This is a genomic window from Nocardia suismassiliense (genome assembly GCF_900269665.1).
In the GTDB taxonomy this organism is placed as follows: Bacteria; Actinomycetota; Actinomycetes; order Mycobacteriales; family Mycobacteriaceae; genus Nocardia; species Nocardia suismassiliense.
Genome location: NZ_LT985361.1, coordinates 303,868 through 330,592 on the forward strand (window position 1 = coordinate 303,868; position 26,725 = coordinate 330,592).

The 26,725-nt window shown below is 67.4% G+C and carries 23 protein-coding genes; 14 read left to right on the forward strand and 9 right to left on the reverse strand.

Annotated features, from left to right (window positions below; genetic code table 11):
• Nucleotides 1–150 precede the first annotated feature (150 nt).
• From DBO33_RS01410 to DBO33_RS01425, 4 genes are all read left to right on the forward strand, one after another.
• Nucleotides 151–1,332: an ATP-binding protein gene (locus tag DBO33_RS01410; protein ID WP_107653428.1), complete on the forward strand. Its 1,182-nt coding sequence runs from the start codon at nt 151–153 to the stop codon at nt 1,330–1,332.
• A 154-nt stretch (nt 1,333–1,486) separates the two neighbouring features.
• A complete protein-coding gene (locus DBO33_RS01415; RefSeq protein ID WP_107659861.1) occupies nt 1,487–3,442 on the forward strand; it encodes an acyl-CoA dehydrogenase family protein in 1,956 nt (651 codons plus the stop codon).
• A gap of 423 nt (nt 3,443–3,865) precedes the next feature.
• Nucleotides 3,866–4,831 (forward strand): alpha/beta fold hydrolase, encoded by a 966-nt coding sequence (locus DBO33_RS01420; RefSeq protein WP_107659862.1) that lies wholly within the window; start codon nt 3,866–3,868, stop codon nt 4,829–4,831.
• Between the two features lie 257 nt (nt 4,832–5,088).
• A complete protein-coding gene (locus DBO33_RS01425) occupies nt 5,089–5,376 on the forward strand; it encodes a hypothetical protein (protein WP_107653429.1) in 288 nt (95 codons plus the stop codon).
• A 135-nt stretch (nt 5,377–5,511) separates the two neighbouring features.
• Here DBO33_RS01425 and DBO33_RS01430 read toward each other — a convergent pair whose 3' ends face one another.
• On the reverse strand, nt 5,512–6,735 hold the full coding sequence (locus tag DBO33_RS01430; RefSeq protein WP_107659863.1) for an acetyl-CoA C-acyltransferase: 1,224 nt from the start codon (nt 6,733–6,735) through the stop codon (nt 5,512–5,514).
• A 534-nt stretch (nt 6,736–7,269) separates the two neighbouring features.
• Between DBO33_RS01430 and DBO33_RS01435 the strand changes: the two genes are divergently transcribed.
• From DBO33_RS01435 to DBO33_RS01445, 3 genes are read left to right on the forward strand one after another with little or no spacing between them, the layout of a single operon-like run.
• Nucleotides 7,270–8,103: a hypothetical protein gene (locus DBO33_RS01435; protein WP_107653430.1), complete on the forward strand. Its 834-nt coding sequence runs from the start codon at nt 7,270–7,272 to the stop codon at nt 8,101–8,103.
• Nucleotides 8,104–8,133: 30 nt separating this feature from the next.
• Nucleotides 8,134–10,074: a fumarate reductase/succinate dehydrogenase flavoprotein subunit gene (locus DBO33_RS01440; protein ID WP_107653431.1), complete on the forward strand. Its 1,941-nt coding sequence runs from the start codon at nt 8,134–8,136 to the stop codon at nt 10,072–10,074.
• Nucleotides 10,075–10,076: 2 nt separating this feature from the next.
• Nucleotides 10,077–10,823, forward strand: a complete 747-nt coding sequence (locus DBO33_RS01445) for a succinate dehydrogenase/fumarate reductase iron-sulfur subunit (protein WP_107653432.1) — start codon at nt 10,077–10,079, stop codon at nt 10,821–10,823.
• 49 nt (nt 10,824–10,872) lie between these two features.
• Here DBO33_RS01445 and DBO33_RS43475 read toward each other — a convergent pair whose 3' ends face one another.
• From DBO33_RS43475 to DBO33_RS01460, 4 genes are all read right to left on the reverse strand, one after another.
• Nucleotides 10,873–11,010 carry a hypothetical protein gene (locus tag DBO33_RS43475; protein ID WP_228540563.1) on the reverse strand — a complete coding sequence of 46 codons (138 nt, stop codon included), beginning with the start codon at nt 11,008–11,010 and terminating at the stop codon, nt 10,873–10,875.
• 196 nt (nt 11,011–11,206) lie between these two features.
• On the reverse strand, nt 11,207–11,434 hold the full coding sequence (locus DBO33_RS01450; RefSeq protein ID WP_107653433.1) for a DUF397 domain-containing protein: 228 nt from the start codon (nt 11,432–11,434) through the stop codon (nt 11,207–11,209).
• Nucleotides 11,435–11,530: 96 nt separating this feature from the next.
• A complete protein-coding gene (locus tag DBO33_RS01455; RefSeq protein ID WP_107653434.1) occupies nt 11,531–11,734 on the reverse strand; it encodes a DUF397 domain-containing protein in 204 nt (67 codons plus the stop codon).
• Complete coding sequence (locus DBO33_RS01460) at nt 11,731–12,684, reverse strand: helix-turn-helix domain-containing protein (protein ID WP_234390645.1); 954 nt, start codon at nt 12,682–12,684, stop codon at nt 11,731–11,733. The genes DBO33_RS01455 and DBO33_RS01460 overlap by 4 nt, the downstream gene beginning before the upstream one ends.
• Nucleotides 12,685–12,988: 304 nt before the next feature.
• On the opposite strand from DBO33_RS01460, the gene DBO33_RS01465 reads away from it, so the two are divergent.
• From DBO33_RS01465 to DBO33_RS01475, 3 genes are all read left to right on the forward strand, one after another.
• The gene (locus tag DBO33_RS01465) at nt 12,989–13,309 is read left to right on the forward strand and encodes a hypothetical protein (RefSeq protein ID WP_107653435.1); all 321 of its coding nucleotides are present in this window, start codon (nt 12,989–12,991) and stop codon (nt 13,307–13,309) included.
• Nucleotides 13,309–13,515: a hypothetical protein gene (locus DBO33_RS01470; RefSeq protein ID WP_107653436.1), complete on the forward strand. Its 207-nt coding sequence runs from the start codon at nt 13,309–13,311 to the stop codon at nt 13,513–13,515. Before DBO33_RS01465 ends, DBO33_RS01470 begins: the two co-directional genes overlap by 1 nt.
• Before the next feature lie 99 nt (nt 13,516–13,614).
• Nucleotides 13,615–15,135, forward strand: coding sequence for an alpha/beta hydrolase (locus DBO33_RS01475; RefSeq protein WP_199856507.1), 1,521 nt, complete (start codon nt 13,615–13,617; stop codon nt 15,133–15,135).
• A 4-nt stretch (nt 15,136–15,139) separates the two neighbouring features.
• Here DBO33_RS01475 and DBO33_RS01480 read toward each other — a convergent pair whose 3' ends face one another.
• Entirely contained in the window at nt 15,140–17,020 is a 1,881-nt protein-coding gene (locus tag DBO33_RS01480; RefSeq protein ID WP_107653437.1) for an ABC transporter ATP-binding protein, read from the reverse strand.
• A gap of 232 nt (nt 17,021–17,252) precedes the next feature.
• Between DBO33_RS01480 and DBO33_RS01485 the strand changes: the two genes are divergently transcribed.
• Nucleotides 17,253–20,105, forward strand: a complete 2,853-nt coding sequence (locus tag DBO33_RS01485; protein WP_107659866.1) for an FAD-binding and (Fe-S)-binding domain-containing protein — start codon at nt 17,253–17,255, stop codon at nt 20,103–20,105.
• Between the two features lie 362 nt (nt 20,106–20,467).
• Nucleotides 20,468–21,415: a DNA-3-methyladenine glycosylase family protein gene (locus DBO33_RS01490; protein ID WP_107659867.1), complete on the forward strand. Its 948-nt coding sequence runs from the start codon at nt 20,468–20,470 to the stop codon at nt 21,413–21,415.
• Nucleotides 21,416–21,431: 16 nt separating this feature from the next.
• Here DBO33_RS01490 and DBO33_RS01495 read toward each other — a convergent pair whose 3' ends face one another.
• On the reverse strand, nt 21,432–22,148 hold the full coding sequence (locus DBO33_RS01495; protein ID WP_107653438.1) for a TetR/AcrR family transcriptional regulator: 717 nt from the start codon (nt 22,146–22,148) through the stop codon (nt 21,432–21,434).
• A 126-nt stretch (nt 22,149–22,274) separates the two neighbouring features.
• Between DBO33_RS01495 and DBO33_RS01500 the strand changes: the two genes are divergently transcribed.
• On the forward strand, nt 22,275–23,786 hold the full coding sequence (locus tag DBO33_RS01500; protein WP_107653439.1) for an MFS transporter: 1,512 nt from the start codon (nt 22,275–22,277) through the stop codon (nt 23,784–23,786).
• Nucleotides 23,787–23,855: 69 nt separating this feature from the next.
• Here the strand turns inward: DBO33_RS01500 and DBO33_RS01505 are convergent, their stop codons facing one another.
• Nucleotides 23,856–24,851: an oxidoreductase gene (locus DBO33_RS01505; RefSeq protein ID WP_107653440.1), complete on the reverse strand. Its 996-nt coding sequence runs from the start codon at nt 24,849–24,851 to the stop codon at nt 23,856–23,858.
• 64 nt (nt 24,852–24,915) lie between these two features.
• Nucleotides 24,916–25,986 (reverse strand): DNA polymerase IV, encoded by a 1,071-nt coding sequence (locus DBO33_RS01510; protein WP_107653441.1) that lies wholly within the window; start codon nt 25,984–25,986, stop codon nt 24,916–24,918.
• A 128-nt stretch (nt 25,987–26,114) separates the two neighbouring features.
• Here DBO33_RS01510 and DBO33_RS01515 point away from each other — a divergent pair, with 128 nt between their 5' ends.
• On the forward strand, nt 26,115–26,720 hold the full coding sequence (locus DBO33_RS01515) for a DUF1707 SHOCT-like domain-containing protein (protein ID WP_107653442.1): 606 nt from the start codon (nt 26,115–26,117) through the stop codon (nt 26,718–26,720).
• Nucleotides 26,721–26,725: the final 5 nt, after the last annotated feature.

Genomic DNA, 26,725 nt, shown 5'->3' on the forward strand with positions numbered 1-26,725 from the left:
ATACTCGCCGGAAACGCCACCAGCGTAGTGAGTTCCGGGCCTATAGCAATAGTGCGAGTGTCATCGTGCAATACCTTGCGCTAGGCGTATCTAGGACACGCCGTAGATACGGGCAGATTCTCCGGACCGAACGGGCTACGGTGTCAGGGTATGGACCCCGTGCGGAATCCGTATGCTCCCGGAGCCGGACAGCGCCCACCCGAATTAGCCGGGCGCGACAAACAACTCACCGCCTTCGACATCGTGCTGGAACGCGTCGCCCGCGGCCGCCCGGAACGCAGCGTCATGCTCACGGGGTTGCGCGGCGTCGGAAAGACGGTGCTGCTCAACCAACTTCGCTCCGCCGCCGTCTCGCGCGGCTGGGGCACCGGCAAGATCGAGGCCAGGCCGGACCAGGAGCTACGCCGCCCGCTGTCTTCGGCGCTCCATATGGCCGTGCGCGCGATCGCCATGGCACACCGCAATCCGGAGCGGGTCGACGACTTCCTCGGCATCCTCAAGGCTTTCGCGCTGCGCGCCACCGCCGACAAGGGCATGCGCGAACGCTGGCAGCCCGGTATCGACGTGCCCGCGGTGACCGGGCGCGCGGACTCCGGCGATATCGAGATCGACTTGGTCGAGCTACTCGTCGAGGCGGCCGCGCTGGCCAGCGAGATCGGCGTCGGCATCGCGATTTTCATCGACGAGATGCAGGACCTGGGCCCCGCCGACGTCTCCGCGATCTGCGGGGCCTGCCACGAATTGAGCCAGGACGCAGCGCCGCTCATCGTGGTCGGGGCCGGGCTGCCACACCTGCCCGCCGTGCTGTCGGCCTCGAAGAGTTACTCGGAGCGACTGTTCAGTTACCACCGCATCGATCGACTCGACCGGGAATCCGCGGACCTCGCGCTGATCGCGCCCGCCGAGCGCGAGGAGGTGAAGTTCACCGACGAGGCGCTGGATGCGCTGTACCACAAGGCCGATGGCTATCCGTACTTTGTGCAGGCCTACGGCAAGGCGGCCTGGGACCAGGCGCCGGAGAGCCCGATCACGGCCGAGGATGTCGAGGTGGCCGCGCCGAGCGCGGAAGAGGAGCTGGCGGTCGGCTTCTTCGGCTCCCGCTACGAACGGGCAACGCCGGCCGAGCGCGAATACATGCGCGCCATGGCGGATCTGGCCGGCGACGACGGTCCGGTGGCGACCTCGGCGGTGGCCAGCGAACTCGGCCGCAAACCCGCCTCCCTCTCGCCCGCGCGCGACGGCCTGATCAAGAAGGGCCTGATCTACTCGGCCGAGCGCGGCACCATCGGATTCACCGTGCCGCACTTCGGCCGCTACCTGCGCAGCGTCTGACGTTCTGAAATGCGGACGACCGGATAGCCTCGAATTAGCTTGTCTACCAAGATCGTTAGAGATCGGTAGAAATCAATCGGCCCACAGCCCTACCGGCCGGTAACTAAAGTTCTTACACTCGAATGTGATCCTGATCACGTCCGAGGAGGACATCATGGCGACAGCCGCGAAAGTCGACGCCACCGAAGAACAGGCCCGCGCACTGGTCGAGGAGTCCCGCGAAACCAGCTGGGCCAAACCATCGTTCGCGAAGGAGATGTTCCTCGGGCGGTTCCGGCTCGATCTGATCCACCCCTACCCAGAGCCGAGCCCGGAGGATGCCGCGCGAACCGAGGCCTACCTCGCCCGGCTGCGGCCGTTCTGCGAGTCCATCGACGGCGGGGTGATCGAGGCGGAGGGCCGGATCCCGGACGAGTACGTCAAGGGGCTCGCCGAACTCGGCTGCTTCGGCTTGAAGATTCCAGAATCCTATGGCGGACAGGGCCTCTCCCAGTTCGGCTACAACCGGGCGTTGATGCTGGTCGGCTCCGCCCATCCCAGCCTCGGCGTGCTGCTCTCGGCGCACCAGTCCATCGGCGTGCCCGAGCCGCTGAAGCTGGCGGGCACCGCGGAGCAGAAAGCGGAGTTCCTGCCCCGCTGCGCCGCGGGCGCGGTGAGCGCCTTCCTGCTCACCGAGCCCGACGTCGGCTCCGACCCGGCCAGGATGGCCAGCACCGCCACCCCGGTCGATGACGGAACGGCCTATGAACTCAACGGCGTCAAGCTGTGGACTACCAATGGTGTGGTGGCCGAGCTGCTGGTGGTGATGGCCAGGGTGCCCAAGAGCGAGGGCCATCGCGGCGGCATCTCCGCGTTCGTGGTCGAGGCCGATTCGCCGGGCATCACCGTCGAGCGGCGCAATGCGTTCATGGGCCTTCGCGGCATCGAGAACGGTGTCACCAGAATGCACAACGTGCGGGTGCCGCGAGCCAACCTCATCGGGCGCGAAGGCGACGGCCTGAAGATCGCGCTCACCACCCTCAACGCGGGCAGGCTGGCCATCCCGGCGCTGTGCACCGCGTCGGCGAAGTGGTCGCTGAAGATCGCCAGGGAGTGGAGCACCGAGCGGGTGCAGTGGGGCAGGCCGGTCGGCGAGCACGAGGCGGTCGGCCAGAAGATCTCCTTCATCGCCGCGACCACCTACGCGCTGGAGGCCGCGCTCGATCTGTCCGCCGCCATGTGCGACGAGGCGCGCAACGACATCCGGATCGAGGCGGCGCTGGCCAAGCTGTGGGCCAGCGAGATGAGCTGCACCATCGCCGACGAGCTCGTGCAGATCCGCGGTGGTCGCGGCTACGAGACGGCGGCCTCGCTCGCGGCCCGCGGCGAGCGTGCGGTCGGCGCCGAACAACTGGTCCGTGATCTGCGCATCAACCGGATCTTCGAAGGCTCCAGCGAGATCATGCGGCTGCTGATCGCCCGGGAGATGGCCGACGCGCACATGGCGGCCGCCGGCGCGCTGGTGGACCGCAACGCCGAGTTGAAGGACAAGGCCAAGGCGGCGGTCGGCGCAACCGGCTTCTATGCCAAGTGGTTCCCGCAACTCGCGGTCGGTTCGGGCACCGTGCCCGCGACCTATACCGAATTCGGTTCGCTGGCAAAACATCTGCGCTTCATCGAGCGCAGCTCGCGCAAACAGGCCAGGTCGCTGATGTACGCGATGGGCCGCTGGCAGGCGAAGCTCGAGTACAAGCAGAACTTCCTCGGCCGGATCGTCGATATCGGCGCCGAGTTGTTCGCCATGTCGGCGGCCTGCGTGCGAGCGCACGCACTGCACGCCGCGGGCGCGCCGGAGGCCAACGCCGCCGCCGAGCTCGCCGACGCCTTCTGCAAGCAGGCCAGGGTGCGGGTGCGCAGCCTGTTCGACCGGCTCTGGGACAACACCGACGACGACGATCGCGCGCTGACCCGCGGCGTGCTCACCGGTCGCTACACCTGGCTGGAGGAGGGTGTGTTCGACCCCAGCGAGGGCACCGGTCCGTGGATCGCCGAGTGGCAGGTCGGCCCGTCCACCGAGGAGAACCTGCTGCGGCCGTTCCTCCCCTCCACCCGCAGCACCGCTACCCCATAAACGGTCGGCCGCTCACCGGGCGTCACGTTCGATAACGCTGTGCCACGAACGTGACGTCCGGCGGGTGCATCATCAGGCGAATATCAGTCCATATGGGCAAATCACTAGACGGGCATAGATTTTCATGACAGCGGAGCGGTGGCCGCTCTGTAACCAAATCTAGGGGAGTCTAGGGAATTCGATCGAGGGCCCGATATCGGGCAAGCGACGGACGATCATGGTTCTCTATCGGAATCTAGCGTTTGACCTAGGGATTCCTAGATTGCCCGAGAGGGGAGCGGCGCCGGGGCGGTAACTACGTCTCCGGCGTCAGTTGCACAACTTGTCCATAACGCCGGGTATGACCTGCTAACGCGGCGGAAATGTATATCGACAACCGGGCAAGAACGCTCCGCGAGGATGCACCCTCCCCAGGAGGACGTCATGTCCATGATCATCGCCCGCAGCGCCGCTGGCTATGACGGTCACCGTGTCACCGTGTCGGCCGACGACGGCGTTCCACTGTCGGTCCGCGTGTTCGGCACCGACACCGCACCTGTCACCGTGGTATTCGCCCACGGCCACTGCTTACGCACCGAATCGTGGCGCTTCCTGCGCGACCAACTGCTGCGTCAGTGGGGTGCCGAAACCAGGATGGTGTTCTACGACCACCGCGGTCACGGCGAATCCGGGCAGGCCCACCCGTCGACGTACACCATCGACCAGCTCGGCCACGACCTCGACGCCGTGCTGCGCACGGTCGCGCCGACCGGACCGGTGATCCTGATCGGGCATTCGATGGGCGCGATGGTCGTGCTCGCTTACGCCCGGCTGTTCCCGGAGATGATCGGCACCCGCATCGTCGGTGTCGGCCTGATCGCGGGCGCTGCCAACGGCATCACCGAGGTCGGCCTCGGCCGGTTCCTCAAGCGCCGCGCGGTGAACTCGCTGCAGGTGGCCGTGGTTCGCGCGCCGCGCGTCATGCAGGGCTCGAAGCGGCTGTCCCGCCGGATCTTCGAGCCGATCATCCGGGCGGCGAATTCCGGTACCAGGAAGGTGAATCCGCGCATGGTCGCGGTCGCCACCGCCATGCTGAACGACACGCCACTGCTGACCATGTCCAGCTTCCTCGCCTCGCTGATCACCTTCGACGAGACCGCGACCCTGCACCGCCTCGGCACCATCCCGGCGCTGGTGCTGGCGGGCACGGCGGACATCGTGGTGCCGTTCGCGCATTCGGTGGTGCTCGCCTCGCAGCTGGCCGGCTCGCAACTGGTTCCGCTCGAAGGGGCGGGGCACAGCGTGATCTTCGAGCGGGCCGAGGAGGTCGCGCTGTCCATCGTCGGACTGGTCGATCAGGTCGTCGCGAGCCTGCGCGGGCAGGGGCCGGAGTACGCCGTCGCCGGATGAGTGCCGAGTGAGTCGGGAGTACCGAAAATGACCCACCGTCGGTTCACACAAAGCGCGATGCCGGAGGCTGAGCAACAATTGGGCGAACTGCCGAAGATTCGCAGCTGACGAGCCAGATCAGGAATCTTTCTGTACTGTGTTAAAGATCACGTTGTGTGGTGAGTCACACGGCTTGGTGCAGCGCGCTTCCAGGCAGGACACGGAAGTACCCGTTACCCACCGAGTTCGCATGTCTGCCCGGAACACAGGAGGTATCGATGACACGCAGCGAAATCGCGGAACTCCGCTACACCGTCGGCCAGCTCCGGCAATCCATCGGCGCACTGCGCGCCCACTACGGTGACGCCAACATGGTGCGGCGGCTGGAGAACGATCTCGAGCGGCTCGTCATCGACGCCGACGAGCTCGAGCAGTCGCCGCCGCCGGAGGTCCGCCGCCGCCCGCAGGACACCATCTACGTCCCGGACAGCAAGTCCGACGAGGCGGCCTGGATGGGTGCGCAGGACGAGGGGCTGGGTTTCCACTCCCGCCCGCGGACCGAGTAGCGCACGACCGAACAACTTCGCGGGCCCGCTCCGTGCCGGTGGGCCCGCGAAGTCGCGTCCACCCCCGGCAGCCTCGGGCCCGATCCCCCGGTGCGTTCAGGCCCGAGTGCGGTCGGGCCCGATCCCCGAGTGCGGTCAGGCCCGATGGCGGCCGAACCGCCGGGCCGGGCGGGCGCCGTGGAACCGAGCTCCGCGCGGAGTCTCGGCGACCGGTGCGGCCGCGGCCGATTCGAACAACGCGGCGATGCCGTGATCGTGGCCGAGGGCGATCGCCTCCAAGCCGTAGGTGCCGCCCGTGCGGGCTAGTTCGTGCAGCATCGTGGTCATGATCCGCAAGCCGGTGGCGCCCACCGGGTGCCCCAGCGCGATGGCCGAACCGTTCACGTTCAGCCGATCCCGCGGATCGAATTCCCATTCCCGCGCCAGCGCAAGCACTTCCACCGCGAAACCCTCGTTGACCTCGACCAGATCGATCTCGTCCAGTCCGATCCCGGTGCGGCCGAGCACCTTCGCCACGGCGGGCGCGGCTCCGAGCGTCGCCGTCGCCGAGTCACATCCGGCCGCGGCCCAACCGGCCAGATACGCCATCGGCGTCAGGCCGAGTTCGTCCAGTCGCTCCTCGGCGACCACGAGACACGCCGACGCGCCATGCCGGTGCGCAGTCATATTGCCCGCGGTCACCACACCGTTGGCGAACAACGGACGCAACGCGGCCAAGGTGTAGGTGGAGACGTCGTCGCGCACACCCTCGTCACGCAGGATCCGATGTCCCCCGGTGCCTTCGACATCCGCGGCGGACCAGCCCGGCTCGCTGGCCACGCCGACCGGAATCACCTCGGCGGCGAAGGTGCCCTGCCGCCAGGCGCGCGCGGCCTTGCGATGGCTGGCCGCCGCGAACTCGTCGGCTTCGGCCCGGCTGACGCCGTAGTGGCGAGCCAGTTCCTCGGCGTTGCGCAGATCGGCGACCCACACCGAATCCCCTTGACGGACAGTGGCATCCGCGGCGCACTCGACGCCGCCCGCCACCACCACATCGGCGGCGCCGGTCTGCACCATCATGGCCGCGGTGATCACCGCCTGCAGGCCGCTGCCGCAGCGGCGATCGGTGAGGAAGCCGGGAACGGCGAACGGTAGCCCGGCGCCACGCGCGGCCAGCCTGCTCAACTCCGGCGCGTTGGCCAGACCCCCGTCGACGCAAGCCATCGCGACATCCTCGATGCGCATCGGGTCGACCCCGGAGCGCTCGATCACTGCGGACAGCACCGTCGAGGCCAGCCACTCCGGCGGCATTCCCGACAGCGCACCCCCTTCGATCCCACTGGGCGTACGGACCGGCGCGACGATCGCGGCTCTTCGCATCATGGTCTTCCTTCCCCCGGCCTGGCGCCATGTCCGATCAGCGGCGCTCGCAAGCCTGGTGGTCGAGCAGGCTGTCGCCACCGGTCCCTCACGCGAACCGCACGGACATCGGCGCACGTCAGCGGGCACATCTCGGAAAAAGAGGACCACAAATATGTTGCCGCCGTGTGACGCTCGGCGCGTCGGCATTTCGACTCCAGGTTTCCTTTCCGGGCACCTGTCTCGAATCGTGTTCTGTTTTAGTCGAGTTCGAAGAGTTTGCGGTCCGTTCACCACCGGACCGCCTCAGTTGAAGCGACATCGAATGTGGCGCAAATCACGGGCATCCCGGCGGGTCTGGAATGCCGGGACCCCGCTCGAGCGATAGCCGGGGTGTCGTATGGTGCTGGGCATCACATTCGATTGCGGAGGTAACGATGACCACCCGCACAGCAGATCAGCGAGGCATTTACCTGTGAGTGAGCGCAGCGATCGAACCAAAAACACAGCGCCCTCGGCATTCACGGCGGTGCCGAGCGCCAGCGAGGCGCGGTCGTGAGTGCCGCACCGACCACCACCACCCCGGAAACGGGGACCGGCGTCTTCAGCAGGACCAGGGCTCGCATCTCCGAACGCACGCTACGTACCGATCGCTGGTGGATTCCGCCGGCGATCACGGTGCTCGGCCTCGCCGCGTTCGTCATCTACGCGACGGTCAGATCCTATGCGCGCGACCACTATTGGGTCGCCGACTACCACTATCTGACGCCGTTCTACTCACCGTGCCTCAGCACCGCGTGCGTCGAGGGCTCCAGCCACTTCGGCACACCGTTCGGCGATCTGCCCGCGATTCTGCCGCTGGGTTTCGTGGTGCTGCCGTTCCTGCTCGGTTTCCGGCTGACCTGCTACTACTACCGCAAGGCCTATTACCGCGCGGTGTGGTTCTCCCCGCCCGCCTGCGCGGTCGCCGAGCCGCACGCCAAGTACACCGGCGAGACCAAGCTGCCGCTGATCATCCAGAACGCGCACCGCTACTTCTTCTATGTGGCCGTGGTGGTTTCGGTGATCAACACCTACGACGCGGCCGTGGCTTTCCACGGTGCCGACGGCGGCTTCGGCTTCGGTCTCGGCAATATCGTCCTGTGGGTCAACGTGATCCTGCTCTGGGCATACACGCTGTCCTGCCATTCCTGCCGGCATATCGCCGGCGGCCGGCTCAAGCACTTCTCCGCCCATCCGGTGCGCTACTGGTTCTGGACCCAGGTCTCGAAGTTGAACACCCGGCACATGGCACTGGCCTGGACCACCCTCGGCACCCTGGTGCTGACCGACTTCTACGTCATGTTGGTTGCCAGCGAGAAGATTTCGGACTTGCGGTTCATCAACTGACCCGCCCCAACCCCAGGAGTATTCGCGGCCATGCCAGAAGTGGAACGGCACAAGTACGACGTCGTCGTCATCGGGGCCGGTGGCGCAGGATTGCGCGCGGTGATCGAGGCCAGAGAACACGGCCATTCCGTCGCGGTGGTGTGCAAATCCTTGTTCGGCAAGGCGCACACCGTGATGGCCGAAGGCGGCTGCGCCGCGTCGATGGGCAATGCCAACGAAAAGGACAACTGGCAAACGCATTTCAAGGACACCATGCGTGGTGGCAAGTTCCTCAACAACTGGCGCATGGCCGAACTGCATGCCCAGGAGGCGCCCGACCGGGTGTGGGAACTGGAAACCTATGGGGCGCTGTTCGATCGGACCGCGGACGGCCGGATCAGCCAGCGCAACTTCGGTGGCCACACCTACCCGCGGCTCGCGCACGTCGGTGACCGCACCGGGCTGGAAATCATCCGCACCATGCAGCAGAAAATCGTCTCGCTGCAGCAGGAGGATTACGCGGCGACCGGCGACTACGAGGCGCGCATCAAGGTCTTCTCCGAATGCACCATCACCGAACTGCTCAAGGACGGCGACCGCATTTCCGGTGCGTTCGGCTATTGGCGCGAGTCCGGCCGATTCGTGCTTTTCGAAACTCCCGCAGTGGTTCTCGCGACCGGCGGCATCGGCAAGTCGTACAAGGTGACCTCGAATTCGTGGGAGTACACCGGCGACGGCCACGCGCTCGCGCTGCGAGCAGGCGCGACGTTGATCAACATGGAGTTCTTGCAGTTCCACCCGACCGGCATGGTCTGGCCGCCCAGCGTCAAGGGCATCCTGGTCACCGAGGGGGTGCGCGGTGACGGTGGCGTGTTGAAGAACACCGAGGGCAAGCGGTTCATGTTCGACTACATCCCGCCGGTCTTCAAGGGGCAGTACGCCGAGACCGAGGAGGAGGCCGATCAGTGGTTGCGCGACAACGATTCCGCGCGCCGAACCCCTGACCTGCTGCCGCGGGACGAGGTCGCGCGCGCGATCAACGAGGAGGTCAAGGCCGGTCGCGGCACACCGCACGGCGGGGTCTACCTCGATATCGCCTCGCGCATGCCCGCCGAGGAGATCAAGCGCCGCCTGCCGTCCATGCACCATCAGTTCAAAGAGCTTGCCGACGTGGACATTACGGCGGAGCCGATGGAGGTGGGCCCGACCTGTCACTACGTGATGGGCGGCATCGAGGTCGAACCCGATACCGGGGCGGCGACAGTGCCCGGATTGTTCGCCGCGGGTGAGTGTTCCGGCGGTATGCACGGCTCCAACCGGCTCGGCGGCAACTCGCTGTCGGACCTGCTGGTCTTCGGCCGCCGGGCCGGGCTCGGCGCCGCCGCGTATGTCGAGCAGCTCGCGCAGCGGCCCTCGATCACCGACGCCGACATCACCGCAGCCGCGAAAGTCGCGCTGGCGCCGTTCGATCCGCCGTCCGACGGCCGGGGTGAGAACCCCTACACCCTGCACACCGATCTGCAGCAGACGATGAACGACCTGGTCGGCATCATCCGCAAGGAGCACGAGGTGCGCGAGGCGCTCAGCAAGCTCGAAGAGCTGCGGGCCCGGTTCAAGCAGGTCACCGTCGAGGGGCACCGGCAGTTCAACCCGGGCTGGCATCTCGCGCTCGATCTGGAGAACATGCTGCTGGTCAGCGAGTGCGTCGCGAAGGCGGCGTTGCTGCGCACCGAGAGTCGCGGCGGGCACACGCGCGACGATCATCCGTCGATGGATCCCGGCTGGCGGCACAAGCTGCTGGTGTGCGCGGTGGATCCGAGCACGGCGGGGGAGACCATCCCGGACGTCACTGTGACGCCCAAGGAGCAGACCCCGATGCGACCGGAACTGCTCGCCCTTTTCGAACTCGGCGAGCTCGAAAAGTACTACACCCCCGACGAAATCGCCGGGCATCCGGCGGCAGCCGGGAAATCGACAGAGCGAGAGGCGTAGCGATGGGTTACGACGCCAAATTCCGCGTATGGCGCGGCGACCTCGACGGTGGTGAGTTGCACGATTTCACCGTGGCGGTGAACGAGGGCGAGGTGGTGCTCGACATCATCCACCGGCTGCAGGCCACCCAGGCGCCCGATCTGGCGGTGCGCTGGAACTGCAAGGCGGGCAAGTGTGGTTCGTGCTCGGCCGAGATCAACGGGCGACCGCGCCTGCTCTGCATGACGCGGATGTCCACCTTCACCGAGGCCGAGGTCATCACGGTGACCCCGATGCGCACCTTCCCGGTGATCAAGGATCTGGTCACCGACGTGTCCTTCAACTACCAGAAGGCCAGGGAGATACCGTCGTTCACGCCGCCTGCGGATCTCAAGCCGGGTGACTACCGGATGAAGCAGGTCGACGTCGAGCGCTCGCAGGAGTTCCGCAAGTGCATCGAGTGCTTCCTGTGCCAGGACACCTGTCACGTGGTGCGTGACCACGAGGAGAACAAGACCTCGTTCGCCGGTCCGCGGTTCCTGATGCGGATCGCGGAATTGGAAATGCACCCGCTGGATGTCGGTGACCGGCGCGGCCTGGCGCAGGACGAGCAAGGGCTCGGGCTCTGCAATATCACCAAGTGCTGCACCGAGGTCTGCCCGGAACACATCAAGATCACCGACAATGCGTTGATCCCGATGAAGGAACGCGTGGCGGATCAGAAATACGATCCGCTGGTGTGGTTGGGCAACAAGCTGTTTCGTCGTTGACGAGGTGCCCGTCGGCCGGAATCATCCTCGGCCGGCGGGCACATCTGTCTCACAGCATGGCCACGACACCGACGGCAACAACTCCCACGAGTACGCCGATGAACAGCGATGACATCAATGAGCCGGTGAGGATGAACAGCCCGATCGACGTCACTGCGAACAGCAACGCGACGATCAACCATTCCACCCAGTCCCCAGGTCGCAATTTCTTGTACCGGGAGTGGGAACCTTTCAGCCCACGATCCACAAAAGATTAACTACCCGAAAATTTCCTTGGCGAAACCCGTTTTGTTGCCCGATTTGTGCCATTTCGTGATCTTGCTGAAGCGCTCGGTGCCGCAATGAAGCCCGGCGCGCGTTCGGACGCGGCCGGGCTTCTCGGGCTACGCGCCGGGCCGGTCGAACTCGCCGTCGTGCACGCCTGCGGTGAACGCGGCCCACTCGCTCGGGGTGAAGACCAGAACGGGGCCGTCCGGGTTCTTGCCGTCACGTAGGCCTACGTGACCGTCTGCGAGCATGGCTACCTCGACGCTGTCGTTGCCCGCGCCCGCGCCGGCCTTGCGCCAGGTCGCGCCGTCCAGATCGACATTCGCGCCGTTATTGACACTCATGACTCCGCCTCACTGCCCCTACGGCTGCATCGAAAGCAGCCCGTTGTCCATGGATTCGTGCACGCACGGTCGAACTCCGCAACTACCGAAACCGCTTCACGCCCGCGCGAATTCACCGTCCGCCACACCGGCCGTGAACGTATCCCATTCCGTGGGAGTGAAAACCAGGGCCGGGCCGCCGGGATTCTTGCTGTCGCGCACACCGACATGTCCGCCACCGAGGAAGGCGACTTCCACACAATCCTTGCTGCCGCTGCGGGCGCTGGTAAACCACTGCGCCCCAATAAGATCGATACTCATGCCGCAAACTCCTTCGCTATCTGCCGAAGCAGATGTCTACTCGTTTGGATATCCAGCGCGGCGCGCTGGAGGCACTCGTGTGCCCGATGGTACCGCTGCACATCGACCGGTCTTTCCAAGTAGAGATCTCCGGTGAAACCCTCCACATACACCACCGGTGGTTCTACCGGTTGCCCTTTGCTATCGGTACCGAACTCCAGAACAGTGAACGGTCCCGTTGAATCCCCGAGCGGAATACCGGCCGCGAACGGCAGAATACGCACCGCAACATTGTCATTGGTACTCAAATCCGCAAGATGTCTTAGCTGCGCCGCCATCACTTTCGCGCCACCGACCACCCGGCGCAGCACCGACTCGTGCAACACCACGGCAACTGTTGCGGGCGAGGCCTTCCTGGTGATCAAGGCCTGCCGCTGCAACCGGAGCTGGACCCGGCGTTCGAGCTCGGCCTCGGAATCGTCCGGATAGCCGAGACGATGCAGAGCCCTCGCGTAGTCCGCGGTCTGCAGGAGACCGAGGATCAGTTCGGACTGGTAAGAACTGAGTTGCTGGGCCGAAGCTTCCAAACCGACATAGACATCGAAGTTCTCCGGGATCAGGTCACCGTAGGCGTGCCACCAGCTCTTGACCGCGGCCTGCTGGGCCAGGCCCTTGAGGCCGTCGGCGAGCTCGTCGGGGATGCCGTAGATGCGGCACAGTTCCTGTATATCGATGGTGCGGATGCGATCGGCCTGGCCTTTCTCCAGGCGTTGCAAAGTGCTTGCGCCCCATTCCATCAGCCGCGAGGCCTCGGCGATGGTCAGGCCGGCCTGGGTGCGCCAGTCGCGTAGATACCTGCCTAGCTGCCTGCGCGGTAGGGTGGAGGAGGCGCTCTCGGTACCGGTCGGTCTGTCGGACCCCCCGGACGCTCGCTCCGAACTCGCTGACAGTCTTGCCGAACTCGCTGACACAGCACGCTCCGTTCTGTGTTCGGCTGCTCACCCGTGATTTTGCGGGGGCAACCAGCAAGCTCGGTCCCCCGTCACTTCGCTTGGGCAGCGGGCGCTTTCGTCCACTATGGAGAATCCTCCCCTCCCGGCTGGTTTTCGTGCTGGGAATTCGCGCGAAATCTTTGGATATCCATCGCGGGCGTTGTTTCGCGCCCCCGTCAATGGTGTGCTGGAAGTATGCCCGGAGGGATCGAACGCCATCCTCGGCGTCCCGCCGCGAAACCTCCGGGCACTCAGCAGGAGTCGCCCGCAGGAACGAGGAGTCATGGCTGTACATGTCATTGCGTCGTCCTTGATGACCAGCGATCACACCGCGCATCGCGCGCGCAGCGTCGGACACGGGAGCTGGGTGGTTTCCTACCTGCCCGGCCGCACCCTGACGTGTGCGCAAGCCGTTGCCGCGCTGCGGGTTGCCGAGGTGGTGCCGACCCTGCTCGATCTGGTCGGCGAACTCGCCGACGAGGTCGGGTTGACCGCGCTGGAGGCGGTCGGCATGGCCGTGCGGCAATCCGCCTGGCCGGAGGAGCGTCCGGCGCCCACCCGACATCGATGGACCGCAGGCGCGCACGGGGCGGGTGTCTCCTGATGCAGTTGACCAACCTGAACATGCATGTGGCGGCCCTGCTGGCCTGCGGCGCCGACCCGGGCATCATGACCGTCGAACAAGCCCATGCCGCAATGCAATTGCACCTAGATTGCACGGTTGACCGGTGCCGGGTGCGGCGGCGCGCACGCACGACGCTGGTCGAGGCGGGCAAATGCGTGCTCGACGAGCGCGCGCTGCCGTCCTGAGCTGCCGTCCTGAGGAAATGCCACGCCCACCGGAGCCTGGCCCGATCCGTTACCGTTCTCTGCGCGACGAGGATTGTGATCGTGTGAGAGGCGAGTCTGGTGTTGGTGCGGTTGTTCCGGCGTTCGGTAGCGGTGGTGGCGGTGTCGGTGCTCGCCGCCGTGCCGGTCAACAGCAGTGCCGCGCCCGGGGGTGACGCGCAGCCGGTGGGTTTGGAACGGTTCTATCGCCAGCAACTGCAATGGCACCCGTGCGAGCTCGAGAATCTGGACAAGGCGGGCGGGCAGTGCGCCGACGTGCTGGTGCCGCTCGACTACGGACGGCTCGACGGCCGGACCATGACCGTGGCGATCTCCCGGGTCCCGGCCACGGATCCGGCTCGCCGCCAAGGGATCCTGCTGGCCAACCCCGGCGGGCCCGGTGGTGAGGGACTGGACAGTATTGATCTGCTCGGTGACGTACTGACGCCGGACGTCCTGGCGACGCACGACCTGATCGGAATGGACCCGCGCGGCGTCGGCGAGTCGGGGCGCAGTCCGCGCTGCGGCTGGCCGGTCGGCGAGATGATCCGCTCGGCGGGTCTGGATCCGCTCGGCTTCGTACACGACACGGTGCAATCGGCAGGCATGGCCGCGGGCTGTCTGATCCACGACCCGGAGATGATGCGGCAATTCACCACCCGCAATACCGCCCGGGATATCGACATCGTGCGCGGCGTGCTCGGCGAGCAGACGGTCGACTACTTCGGGTTGTCGTACGGCACCTACCTCGGTGCGGTGTTCACCCAGATGTTCCCGGACCGCAGCGGGCGGATCGTGCTGGACAGCGCGATCGATCCCGACCGGTATTGGGAAGGGCTGGTGCAGGATTGGGGTCCCGCCGACGAGCTCGCGCTGGACGACTGGGCGATCTGGGCGGCGACCCAGGACGACACCTATCACTTCGGCGCGACGCCGCAGCAGGTGCGCGGCACGGTCGAGGGGCTGGTGCGGACCGTGGCGCGGCAACCGATCGTCGTCGACGGCTTCGCGGTCGACGATCACTGGCTGCCGTTCGTCCTGCACGGGATGTTGATGAACTTCCGGCTGAACGCGGCGCTGGCGGACACCCTCCGTGAGCTCGCCGATGCCGCGGGCGGACCGCCGACGACGGCGAAATCGCCTCGGCTGAAGGCGATTGTCACCGCGTTGCGGGACGGCGAGAATTCGACGTTGGCGCAGATCGCCTGCGGTGACGCCGGCGCGCCCCGCGATCCGGGCTGGTACTGGCGCAATATCGAACAGACCAGGGCCACTCAGCCGGTGTTCGGGGCGATGGCGAGCAATATTCAACCGTGCGCGTTCTGGCCGGGGCCGGTGGAGCCCGCGACCGTCGTGCGCAACACGGTGCCCGCGCTCATCGTGAACTCCACCGGTGATCCGCGCACTCCGTACTCGCATGCCGTCCAGTTGCATCAGGACATGGCCGGGTCGCGGTTGGTCACCCTGCAGGATGTGCGCATTCACATGACCTTTCGGCCGAAGCTGAGCACCTGTGTGAACGACGCGATCAACACCTACTTCGGCACGGGCACGCTGCCCGCCGAGGACACGACCTGCTACGCCGACGCGGCACCTCAGTAACCGATCAGGCGGCTACCGGCGCCGGGTCGTCGGCGAACTGGGTGCGGTACAGCTCGGCGTAGCGTCCGTCGGCGGCCAGCAGTTGGGTGTGCGTGCCGCGCTCCACGATCCGGCCGTCCTCCATCACCAGGATCTGGTCGGCCGCGCGGATCGTGGACAGCCGGTGGGCGATCACCAGGGCGGTCCGGCCGGCCAGTGCTTCGGAAAGCGCCTCCTGCACCGCGGCTTCCGAGGTCGAGTCCAGCGAGGCCGTCGCCTCGTCCAGGATCACCACGCGCGGCTGCTTGAGCAGCAGGCGTGCGATGGTGAGGCGCTGGCGCTCACCGCCGGACAGGCGGTAGCCGCGTTCGCCGACCACGGTGTCCAAGCCGTCCGACAGCGACTCGACCAGGTCGCCTAACCTGGCCCGCTGCAACGCGTCCCAGAGCTCCGACTCCGCCGCCTCCGGCCGGGCGAGCAGCAGGTTCGCGCGGATGGTGTCGTGGAACAGGTGCCCGTCCTGGGTGACCAGGCCGACCGCCGCCCGGATCGACTCGGTGGTCAGCTCGCGCACATCGGTGCCGTTGAGTCGCACCGCGCCGCCGTCCACGTCGTACAGCCGGGAAACCAGCTGCGCCACCGTGGATTTACCGGCTCCCGACGAACCGACCAACGCGATGAGCTGGCCGGGCTCGGCCCGCAGCGACACATTGTGCAGCACGTCGACACCGCCGCGGGTGTCCAAGGTCGCGACGTCCTCCAGCGAGGCCAGCGACACCTTGTCGGCGGACGGGTAGCCGAACGTCACGTCGTCCAGCTCGACCGCGACCGGCCCCTCCGGCACCGGCACCGCACCGGGGGCGTCCTCGATCAGCGGCTTCAGGTCCAGCACCTCGAAGACCCGCTCGAAGCTCACCAGCGCGGCCATGATCTCCATCCGGGCGCTGGCCAGCGCGGTCAGCGGGGTGTAGAGCCTGGTCAGCAGCAGCGACAGGGCGACAACCGCGCCCGCGTCCAGCTGGCCGCGCAGGGCGTACCAGCCGCCGAGTCCGTAGACCAGCGCGATCGCCAGCGCCGACACCAGGGTGAGCGAGGTGACGAAGACGGTCTGCAGCATCGAGGTCCGCACGCCGATGTCGCGTACCCGGCGGGCGCGCAGCTCGAACTCGACGGATTCCTGGTGCGGACGGCCGAAGAGCTTCACCAGCGTCGCGCCGGGCGCGGAGAACCGCTCCGTCATCTGGGTGCTCATGGCGGCGTTGAGTTTGGCGGCCTCGCGCTGCATGTCGGCGAGCCGGTTGCCCATGCGCCGGGCGGGCAGCACGAACACCGGCAGCAGGAGCAGCGCGAGCAAGGTGATCTGCCAGGAAATGCTGAGCATCACGGCGAGGGTGAGCGCGAGGGTGACCAGATTGGCGACCACACCGGACAGGGTGTCGCTGAACGCGCGCTGCGCGCCGATCACGTCGTTGTTCAACCGGCTGACCAGCGCGCCGGTCCGGGTCCTGGTGAAGAAGGCGATCGGCATCTTCTGCACGTGATCGAAGACCGCGGTGCGCAGATCCAGGATCAAGCCCTCACCGATGCGCGAGGACAACCAGCGGATGACCACGCCGAGCACGGCATCGAAGACCGCGAGCACGCCGATGATCAGTGCGAGCGTGACCACGATCCGTGGCGCGGCGCCGCCGACGATGTTGTTGACCACCCGGCCGGCCAGCACCGGCGTCGCCACCGCCAAGAGCGCGGACACCACGCTGAACAGCAGGAACACGCCGATCCGGCGCCGGTGTGGCGCGGCGAAGCGCAGAATGCGCCGGGCGGTGGCCATGCTGAACGGCCGCTGCTCCTTGGGCGCGTTGGCCTGCCGGTACATCTGGCTCCAGGCCACCGATTCGATACTCACGTCTTAAGTCCTCTCGCTCCCCACCCATCAAAGCCGTCGGCACCGACACTAAGACCTCAACAAAGGTTCAGAGCAAGTCGATGCCGCCGGATTCCGATTCCGCGCACAGCGAAATGTGCAGGCGATCTCGTACCGTTTGCCGACCGGCATTCAGGACCGCGAACCGCTGGCCATTCCAAGGCAGCCTGGGATCGAGAGCCGCGCTTAGGCTGGCGTGGTGACCAAGGACCGGATGGTGGCGGCGCTGGGGAGCAGGCTCAGCGGTGAGGTCGACGCGTCCGAACGCCGACGGGCCGAGTATTCGTCCGATGCCTCCAACTATCGGGTGCCGCCACGAGCAGTGGTGTTTCCGCGCACGGACCAGGATGTGGCGGTCACGTTGGAATTCGCCAGAGACAACGGACTGTCGGTGACCGCGCGTGGCGGCGGGACCTCGGTCGCGGGCAATGCGATCGGGCCGGGGCTGGTGCTCGACTTCAGCAGACACATGAACGGCATCCTGGAAGTGGATCCGCAGGCCCTGGTGGCCCGGGTGCAACCCGGTGTCGTGCTGTCGGAATTGCAGCGCGCGGCCCGGCCGCACGGGCTGCGGTTCGGGCCGGATCCGTCGACGCAGAACCGCTGCACCCTGGGCGGCATGATCGGCAACAATGCCTGCGGCCCGCGCGCGGTCGCCTGGGGTCGCACCTCGGACACTGTGCGGGAACTGCGGATTCTCGACGGGATGGGCGTCGAGCGGACGCTCGCGCACGACCTGTCGGTGCTGCCGGGACTCGCCGAGTTCACCCGGGCGAACCTCGCGGTACTGCGCACCGACCTGGGCCGTTTCGAACGCCAGGCCTCCGGCTACGGGCTGGAACATCTACTGCCCGAACGCGGTTCGGCGGTGGCGAAGGCGTTCGTCGGGTCCGAGGGCACCTGCGGGTTGCTGCTCGACGCGACCGTCGACCTGGTGCCGCTCCCGAAGGCGGCCGTGCTGACGGTGCTCGGCTACCCCGACATCGCCACCGCCGCCGACGATGTCGCCGCGGTGATGGCGTGCAAGCCCACTGCGGTCGAGGGTATCGACGCCCGGCTGGTCGATACGGTCCGTGCCCATCGCGGCACCGTGCCCGAACTGCCGCGCGGCGGCGGCTGGCTGTTCGTGGAGACCACCGGCGACACACCCGCCGAAGCTTTGGCAGGGGCCGAACAGCTGCGCCGGTCGGCCGACGCGCTGGACTCCCGCATTGTCACCGATCCCGCTGCCGCGGCGGCACTCTGGCATATCCGCGCGGACGGCGCGGGCCTGGCCGGTCGCACGCCGGACGGGCAGCCGGCCTGGCCGGGCTGGGAGGACGCGGCGGTGCCGCCGGAACGGCTCGGCGCCTATCTGCGCGATTTCGGCGACCTTACGCGCGCGCACGGCGTGGACGGCTTGCTGTACGGCCACATCGGTGACGGCTGTATCCATGTGCGGCTCGATCTCCCGATCGCCGATGCGCCGCAACGGTTTCGGCGCTTCCTGTTCGACGCGGCGGAACTGGTTGTGCGGCACGGTGGTTCGCTCTCCGGTGAGCACGGGGACGGGCGGGCTCGCTCGGAGTTGCTCGCGCTCATGTACTCCCGGCCGGTGCTCGAGGTATTCGCCGGGTACAAAACGCTTTTCGATCCGCACGCGGTGTTGAATCCCGGCGTTCTCGTCGCACCGCGACCGATCGACGCCGACCTGCGACTGGCCGGGTTGCCGCTCCTACCGCCGGCGGGGGGTTTCGCCTTCCCGCACGACCACGGCGACCTGAGTACGGCGGTGCACCGCTGTGTCGGTGTCGGCAAGTGTCGTGCCGATACCAGCGCCGCCGGTGGTTTCATGTGCCCGTCTTATCTGGCCACCAAGGACGAGAAGGACAGCACCCGCGGCCGCGCCCGAGTGCTGCAAGAGGTGGTCCGCGGCGCGTTGCCGTGGTCGTCGGACGCGGTCGCGGAGTCGCTCGACCTGTGCTTGTCCTGCAAAGCATGTCGCTCCGACTGCCCGGCCGGCGTCGATGTCGCCACCTATAAAGCCGAGGCACTGTATCGCAGATACCGGCACCGCCCGCGACCGCTCGATCACTACTCGCTGGGCTGGCTGCCGCGCTGGCTCGCGGTGGCGACCCGGCTGCCGCGCGCAGCCAACGCATTGGCGAATGTCTCGGTGCTGCGCCGAATCGGGTTGCGCGCCGCGGGGATCGACCCGCGCCGCGAGGTACCGCGACTGGCGGATCGCAGCTTTCGCCATATCTGGCGTGACCTCGGCGGCGTAATCCCGCCCGCGGGGCCGGTAGGTCGACCGGAGGAGATCCAAGGCAACGTCGCGGCGGTCGAGACAGGGAGCCTGGTCGCCGGACCACAAGCCGAGGGGAACCGGCCCGAGGGGATGCTGTGGATCGACACCTTCACCGACGCCTTCGACCCCGAGATTGCGCTGGCCGCAGCGCAATTGGTGCAGTCGCTCGGCTACCGGGTGCGTATCCCCGCCCGGCGGGTCTGCTGCGGACTCACCTGGATCAGCACCGGACAGCTCGACGGTGCCCGCGCGCGGCTGCGCGGCACACTGGACGCGCTGGCCGAGCACGTGCACGCCGGCGGCATCGTGGTCGGACTGGAACCGTCCTGTACCGCGGTGCTGCGGTCGGATCTGCCCGAACTGCTACCGGAGGATCCGCGCGCGGCGGCCACGGCGCGGGCCGTGCGCACGCTCGCGGAGTTCCTGAGCGAACAACCGAACTGGCGGCCACCGCAATTGCCCGGACGATCCGTGGTGGTCCAGCCGCATTGTCACCATCATGCGACGCTCGGCTTCGCGGCCGATCGCCAGTTGTTAACCACAATGGGAATGAATGTGACTGAGGTCACCGGATGTTGCGGTCTCGCGGGAAACTTCGGAATGCAGCGCGACCATTACGACATTTCGGTTGCGGTCGCCGAGAACGGTCTGCTGCCCGCGCTGCGGGCCGCCGAGGATGCCACCGTTTTCCTGGCGGACGGCTTCTCGTGCCGGACTCAAGCGGCGCAATTGGCGGGTCGCCGGAGCCGCCATCTGGCCCAATTCCTGTTGGAGCAGTGAGGCTTTCGCGCACTCGCCGGACGCGCGGTCACGGCGAGTGCGCGGGCCGGGTCAGCTACCGAAGGGCAGGGTGCCGGGCGGAATCTGGTAACCCGAACTACCTGCGGAAACACCGCCCCAGGCGGCGAGCAACCAGTTGAGCAAGTTGGTGATCATTCGATACCTCCGTGTGGCGACTGCCAGCTGTTTGCCGATCGGAACCAATATCGCCACGTCCATTCTTCGCGTTACAAAATACCGGGGACCTGCGGTCATACGCATTCGGTATCGAATAGCGCTGAATTCCGTTGTCCGCGAAGACCTTCTCGACCGATCACGGACTGGCCGCATTGCACGCGGGTGCCATCGGGCAGAATGAGCCGATGCGTAGCGCGATGGTCGAACCGGTAGGTGATCCGACCGGTCTGACCAGAACCGTGACGTCCGACCGCCCGATCGACCTGGCGTGCACGATCGCGCCGCTGCGCCGCGGTGCGGGCGATCCGTGCCACCAGACCACCCGCGACGGCGCGCACTGGCACGCCTCCCGCATGTCGTCGGGCCCGGTCACCTACCGGCTGACCCAGGCCGGTCCGTGCGCGGTAAAGGGCAACGCCTGGGGACCCGGTGCCGAGGAGTTCCTGGACGGGCTCGACCACATGCTGTGCCTGGACGAGGACCTGGACGGCTTCGTCCCGGACCACCCGAAGCTGGTCGAGGCGCATCGCCGCTTCCCCGGTCTGCGGATGCTGCGCACCGGCCTGGTGTTCGAGGCGCTGGTGCCCGCGGTGCTCGAGCAGAAGGTGCACACCATCTCGGCGCGTGGTTCGTGGCGAAAGCTGGTGCGGCAGTTCGGTGATCCGGCCCCAGGGCCGGCGCCGGAGGGCCTGCGGCTGCCACCCGATGCCGATACCTGGCGGCGGGTGCCGTCCTGGGCCTTCCATCGCGCCAATGTCGGTCCGCAGCGGGCGCAGACGATCGTGCGGGCCGCGCGGGTGGCGAGCTCACTGGAACGGGCAGCCGGTGTCGACCCGGCTGAGGCCGCCCGCAGGCTCCGGACGATCGCCGGCATCGGCGAGTGGACCGCCGCCGAGACCGCGCAGCGCGCGTTCGGTGACGCGGACGCGTTGTCGGTCGGCGATTTCCACCTCGCGGCCATCATCGGCTGGACCTTGCTGGGCCACCCGATCGACGACGACACGATGGTCGAATACCTGGCACCGCTGCGGCCGCACCGGTATCGGGCGGTCCGGCTGCTGGAGATCAGCGGTCAGGCGCACAAGCCGAAGTTCGGACCGCGCACGCCGCTCACCGATCACACCTGGCACTGAGCGCGTCGACCGCGCGTCAGCCGCGGCGGGCGTCGAGCCCGTCCAGCAGTCGGTCCAGGCCGTAGCGGAACTTCCGATCGCGGCGCTCGCTCGGGTCGGCGTCCCAATTCTCCTGCTGCGCCCTCGGATAGTTCTTGGCCGCCGCCTCGGCCGCAGGTCGCAGCGCGGCGACGAACTCCTGCTCCGTTTGCCCGGAGCGCACGAGTAGCGCCAGCCAGGCCGCCTCACTGATGCCCATGCCGACGACGTAGCTCATCACCGCACTGAGCGCCTCGTCGGTCCCCGCCGCCGGAAACCCGCCCGCCTCGAACAGCCCGACCAGACCGTCGTTGAGTCGCATGACGTTCGGGCCGAGGTAGGACAACCCCACCTGACCGAGCGTCGACGCCATCCACGGATGCCGCAGGATCATCCCGCGCAGGCTTTGCGCGCACTGCTCGGTGGCCGCGCGCCACGCCGTCGGGTCGGCGAGCTCGGGCACCCGGATCTCGCCGTAGACCTCGTCGACGACCAGCTCGATGAGCTCGTCGCGGTTGGCGACGTGCCGGTACAGCGACGTGGCACCCGCGTTCAGCCGGGCCCCGAGCTGACGCATGGTGAGCGCCTCCATGCCCTCGGCGTCCAGCAGGGCGACGGCCTCGGCCACGATCTGCTCCCTGGTCAGCGCAGGCTGCTCCCTGCCCTTGCGTGGACGGGTCCACACCGATCCGACCTGCTGTTTCTCGACGGCCACGTCGACTCCTTCCAGTTGCCCTCAGCGTAGCGCACGATGTTCGCACTTGCGAACGTCCGAACCTTGTGCGTACATTGTTCGCAACAGCAGAACGTTGTACGCAACGCCGTGAGAAGAGAGCTTCCGATGAATCCGATCGAGACCCGCAATCCGAAGCGCTGGTGGATTTTGATCGTGCTGTGCCTCAGCACGCTGGTCCTGGTCATCGACAATTTCGTGCTGGCCGTGGCGGTGCCGCCGCTGGCCGAGGACCTGAACGCCAGCGCCCAGGACATCCAGTGGATCCTGGATTCCTACATCCTGGTTTTCGCCGGTCTGCTGCTCACCTCGGGCAGCCTGGCCGACCGGTTCGGCAGGCGCCGGGTGATGATCATCGGGCTTGTTTTGTTCGGACTGGCCTCACTCGGCGCGACGCTGGCGTCGAGTCCGATCGAGTTGATCGTGGCCCGCACCGTGATGGGTATCGGTGGCGCACTGGTACTTCCGAGCACGCTGTCGATCCTGATCACCGTGTTCGACGATCAGGAGCGCCGTAAGGCGATGAGCTTCTGGAGCGCCGCCTCGGTGCTCGGACTGGTCGGCGGGCCGGTGCTCGGCGGGGTGCTGATCGCGCACTTCTGGTGGGGCGCCGCGTTTTTGATCAACATTCCGGTCGCGATCGTGGCGATCATCGCCGCGGTGGTGCTGATGCCGGAGTCCAAGGGGCCGTGGACCGCGCCCGACGTGCCCGGTGCGGTGCTGTCCATGGTCGGCATGACCGCGCTGGTGTGGACCATCATCGAATTCCCCAAGGGCGGTTTCGATCACGCGTCCACGCTGAGCACGCTGGCCATCGCGATCGTCGCTCTGGTCGCGTTCATCGTGTGGGAGAAGCGCGTCGAACACCCGATGGTCCCGCTCGACCTCTTCCGCAACCGTGACTTCACCGGCGGCAGCCTGTCGCTGACCCTGGTCCAGGTCGCCAACGGTGGTCTGCTGCTCGTCCTCACCCAGTACCTGCAGTTCGTGCTCGGCTACTCGCCGACCAAAGCGGGGCTGGCGTTCATTCCGATGATGGTGGCCTCCATCGCGTTCAACGGACTCGGCGCGAGTCTGGGCAACAAGGTCGGCAACCGCACACTCGCCGTCACCGGCATGCTCGTCTCGGCCGTCGGCCTCGGCCTGCTGGCCGGTCTGGCCGCGGACAGCGGTTTCGGCATGCTCGCCCTGGCGCTCGTCATCCTCGGTGCCGGTGCGGGACTGGCGCAGCCCGCGGCCATCGCCGCACTGATGGGCGCGGTGCCGCGGGAGCAGGCGGGGGTCGGGTCCGCGCTGAACGACACCATTCAGCAGGCGGGCGCCGCACTCGGCATCGCGGTGCTCGGCAGCATCCTGTCCAGCACCTACACCAGCGGCATGCCGGACTCCGCGCCCGCGGCCGCCAGGCACTCGATCGGTGACGCGCTGGCGCTGGCCGCGCGCACCGGCGACACCGCCTTGTTCGGCACCGCGCGGGAGGCGTTCACCGATGCCATGTCGGTCAGCTTCCTCGCGGGTGGTGTAGGCATCCTGGCCGGCGCGGTGGTTGCACTGGTCGTCATGCGCAACAAGAAGAACGCGACGGTGGACGCGTTGGACGAGGTCGCGCTCGTCGACTAGGACAACGGCGAAAGACCGGCTCGATTACTCGTCGAGCCGGTCTTTTCGCATCAATTGCGTGCTAGCCGTTCAGAATTCGCCGAGGACGTTGAACACGGTGCGACCACTGTGGCTGCCCTGCTGGATGGCGTGCAGCACCTCGGCGGCATCGGTGATGGACGCGAAGTGGGTGAGCGACGAGAGGTGTTGCGGGCGCAGCTCGTTCGCGAGGCGGCCCCACAGCTCACGGCGCTTCTCGATCGGCAGGAAGACGGAGTCGATGCCGAGCAGGCTGACACCGCGCAGGATGAACGGCAGCACCGTGGTGGGCAGACCGGGGCCGCCGGTCAGACCACTGACCGCGACCGCACCGCCGTAACCGGTGGTGCTGAGCACATAAGCGAGCGACTTGCCGCCGACGCTGTCGACCGCGGCGGCCCAGCGGGCCTTGTTCAGCGGTCGCGGCTTCGCGTCGGGGTCCTCCGGCAGCCGGCCGATCACCTCGTTGGCGCCGATCTCGGCGAGCAGCTCGCCCGCGTCGGTCTTGCCGGTGGAGGCGATGATCTCGTAGCCGAGGCCGGACAGGATGTCGATGCTCACGCTGCCGACCCCGCCGGTCGCGCCGGTGACCAGCACCGCGCCCGTCTCCGGGGTGATGCCGTGGTCGAGCAGAGCCTGCACGCTCAGACCGGCGGTGAAGCCGGCGGTGCCGAGCGCGGCGGCGTCGCTGGGGCTCAGGCCGTCGAGCTTCACCACCCAGTCGGCGGGCACCCTGGCGTACTCGGCGAACCCGCCGTGGTGCGAGACGCCGATGTCGTACCCGTGCGCCACCACCAGGTCGCCCGGCGCGAAATCGTCGTCCTCGGACGAAACCACCTCGCCGGTGAGATCGATGCCGGGGATGATCGGATACTTGCGCACCACCCCGCCACCGGGCGTGATCGCCAGCCCGTCCTTGTAGTTCGCGCTGGAGAAATGCACCTTGATCGTCACCTCGCCGGGCCCGAGGAAATCTTCCCCGACCTCCTGCTTGGTCAGCACGATCCCGCTGTCCGATTCATGCGCCACCATCGCCCAGAACTCCATGCGACGAGCATACGAGCGTCCGCCCGCGTCCGCGCGGCTCCCGACGTCCGCGCCGAGGGGGGGTCTACTCGGGGACGAGTTCGAGGCGGACGCCGAGCAGGCGGATCGGGCGGTCGAGCGGGAAGCGGTCGATGATGCGCAGGGCGGTGTCGGTGATCTCGGCGGGGTCGATGGTGGGCGTGGGTAGTTTTTCCTGCTTGCTACGGGTGTAGAAGGTGTTCGTGCGGACGGTGACCGAGACCCGGGTGCCGACCCGGCCCGCTTCGGCCATCTCCTCGGCGACCTCGGTGGCGAGGCGGGCCACCTGCGCGCGGATGTCGGCGGGGTCGGTGAGGTCGCGGGGGAAGGTCTCGGATTTGCTGCGGCCCACCGGGACCCGGGGTTCGGTGGTGACGTCGGTGTCGCCTTTGCCGTGACCGAGGACCCAGAGGTAAGGGCCGGTGGTCGGGCCGAATTCGGCGGCGAGGCGTTGCCGGTCGGCGGCCATCAGGTCGGTGACGGTGTGGATGCCGAGGTCGGCGAGGCGGGCGGCGATCCGAGTGCCGATGCCCCACAGGGCATTTGTCGGGCGGTGTGCCATCACCTCGGTCCAGTTCGCGGCGGTGAGGCGGAAGATGCCTGCGGCCGCGCCCGCGTCGGTGGCCGGTCCGGCGTCGGTCTTGCCCGTCGATTTGGCGAAGCCGGTGGCCAGTTTGGCGGTGAGCTTGTTGTCACCGATGCCGATCGCGCAGGTCAGTTCCAATTGCTCGATGGCGCTGCGTATCTCGCGGGCGAGGGCCTCGGGGTCCGCCGTGTCGGTGGCGAGAAAGGCCTCGTCCCAGCCCCACACCTCGACGCGGCCGGGAAAGGTCCGCAGCAGCGCCATGACCTCTTCCGACGCCTCCTCGTAACTGGCCATGTCCAAAGGCAGGAACACACCCTCCGGACACTTGCGCTGCGCGCTGCGCAGCGCCATCCCGGCGCGCACGCCGAACGCGCGCGCCGGATAGGACGCGCAGGTCACCACCTTGCGGGGCTCGGCGGGATCGCCGTTGCCGCCGACGATGACCGGCAGGCCGCGCAGCTCCGGGTGCCTGCGGAACTCCACCGCGGCCTGGAACTGATCGAGATCGACATGCAACAGCCACCTGGCCATATGTCCGTCTTACCCCACGGGGGTGACAGACAGCCGGACTTCCGGCTCGATCGGGCGCTGACGGCGGTGTCTCGCACCGCGCCAGGTCGTACGATTTCGGGAGAACCACCACAAGGGGGAGCACGCCGATGACCGACCCGCAGGACGAGCCCACCGCACTGCCCGAGATTCGCGTCGGCCACATCGACCGGGAGATCGCCGCTCGACAGCTGCACCTCGCGGTCGAGGAAGGTCGGCTGGATCTGCTGGAGCTGGATCGGCGACTCGTCACCGTCTACTCGGCGCGGACCACCGATGAACTGGTGGCCGTTACGGCGGATCTGCCGGTGGCCGCCGCGGCCCGCGAGCCGATCGAGCTCAGTGTCGGGAGCGGGACGCGTAAGAAGGGCGGGCAGTGGATCGTGCCCGCCGAGATCACCGCCGAATGCACTTCCGGGACCATCATCATCGACTTCTCCCAGGCCTTCTGCCCCCATCGCGAGGTGGTGCTGCACGCGTCCGTCGGCTCCGGCAGCCTCAAACTGATCGTGCCGCGGGGGTGGATGGTCGACGTAGATCGCGTGCGGGCCAAGAGCGGTGACGTGCGCAGCAAGGTCACCGGGCCGGTGCGGGCCGGTGCGCCACTGTTGCGAGTGGACGGTCGCGTCGGTTCCGGCACGCTGCTGGCGCGGTATCCGCGGCGACCGCGCCGCTCCTTCCTGGAATGGTTGCGGGGCAAGCCGCGCCCGGCCTGACTCGA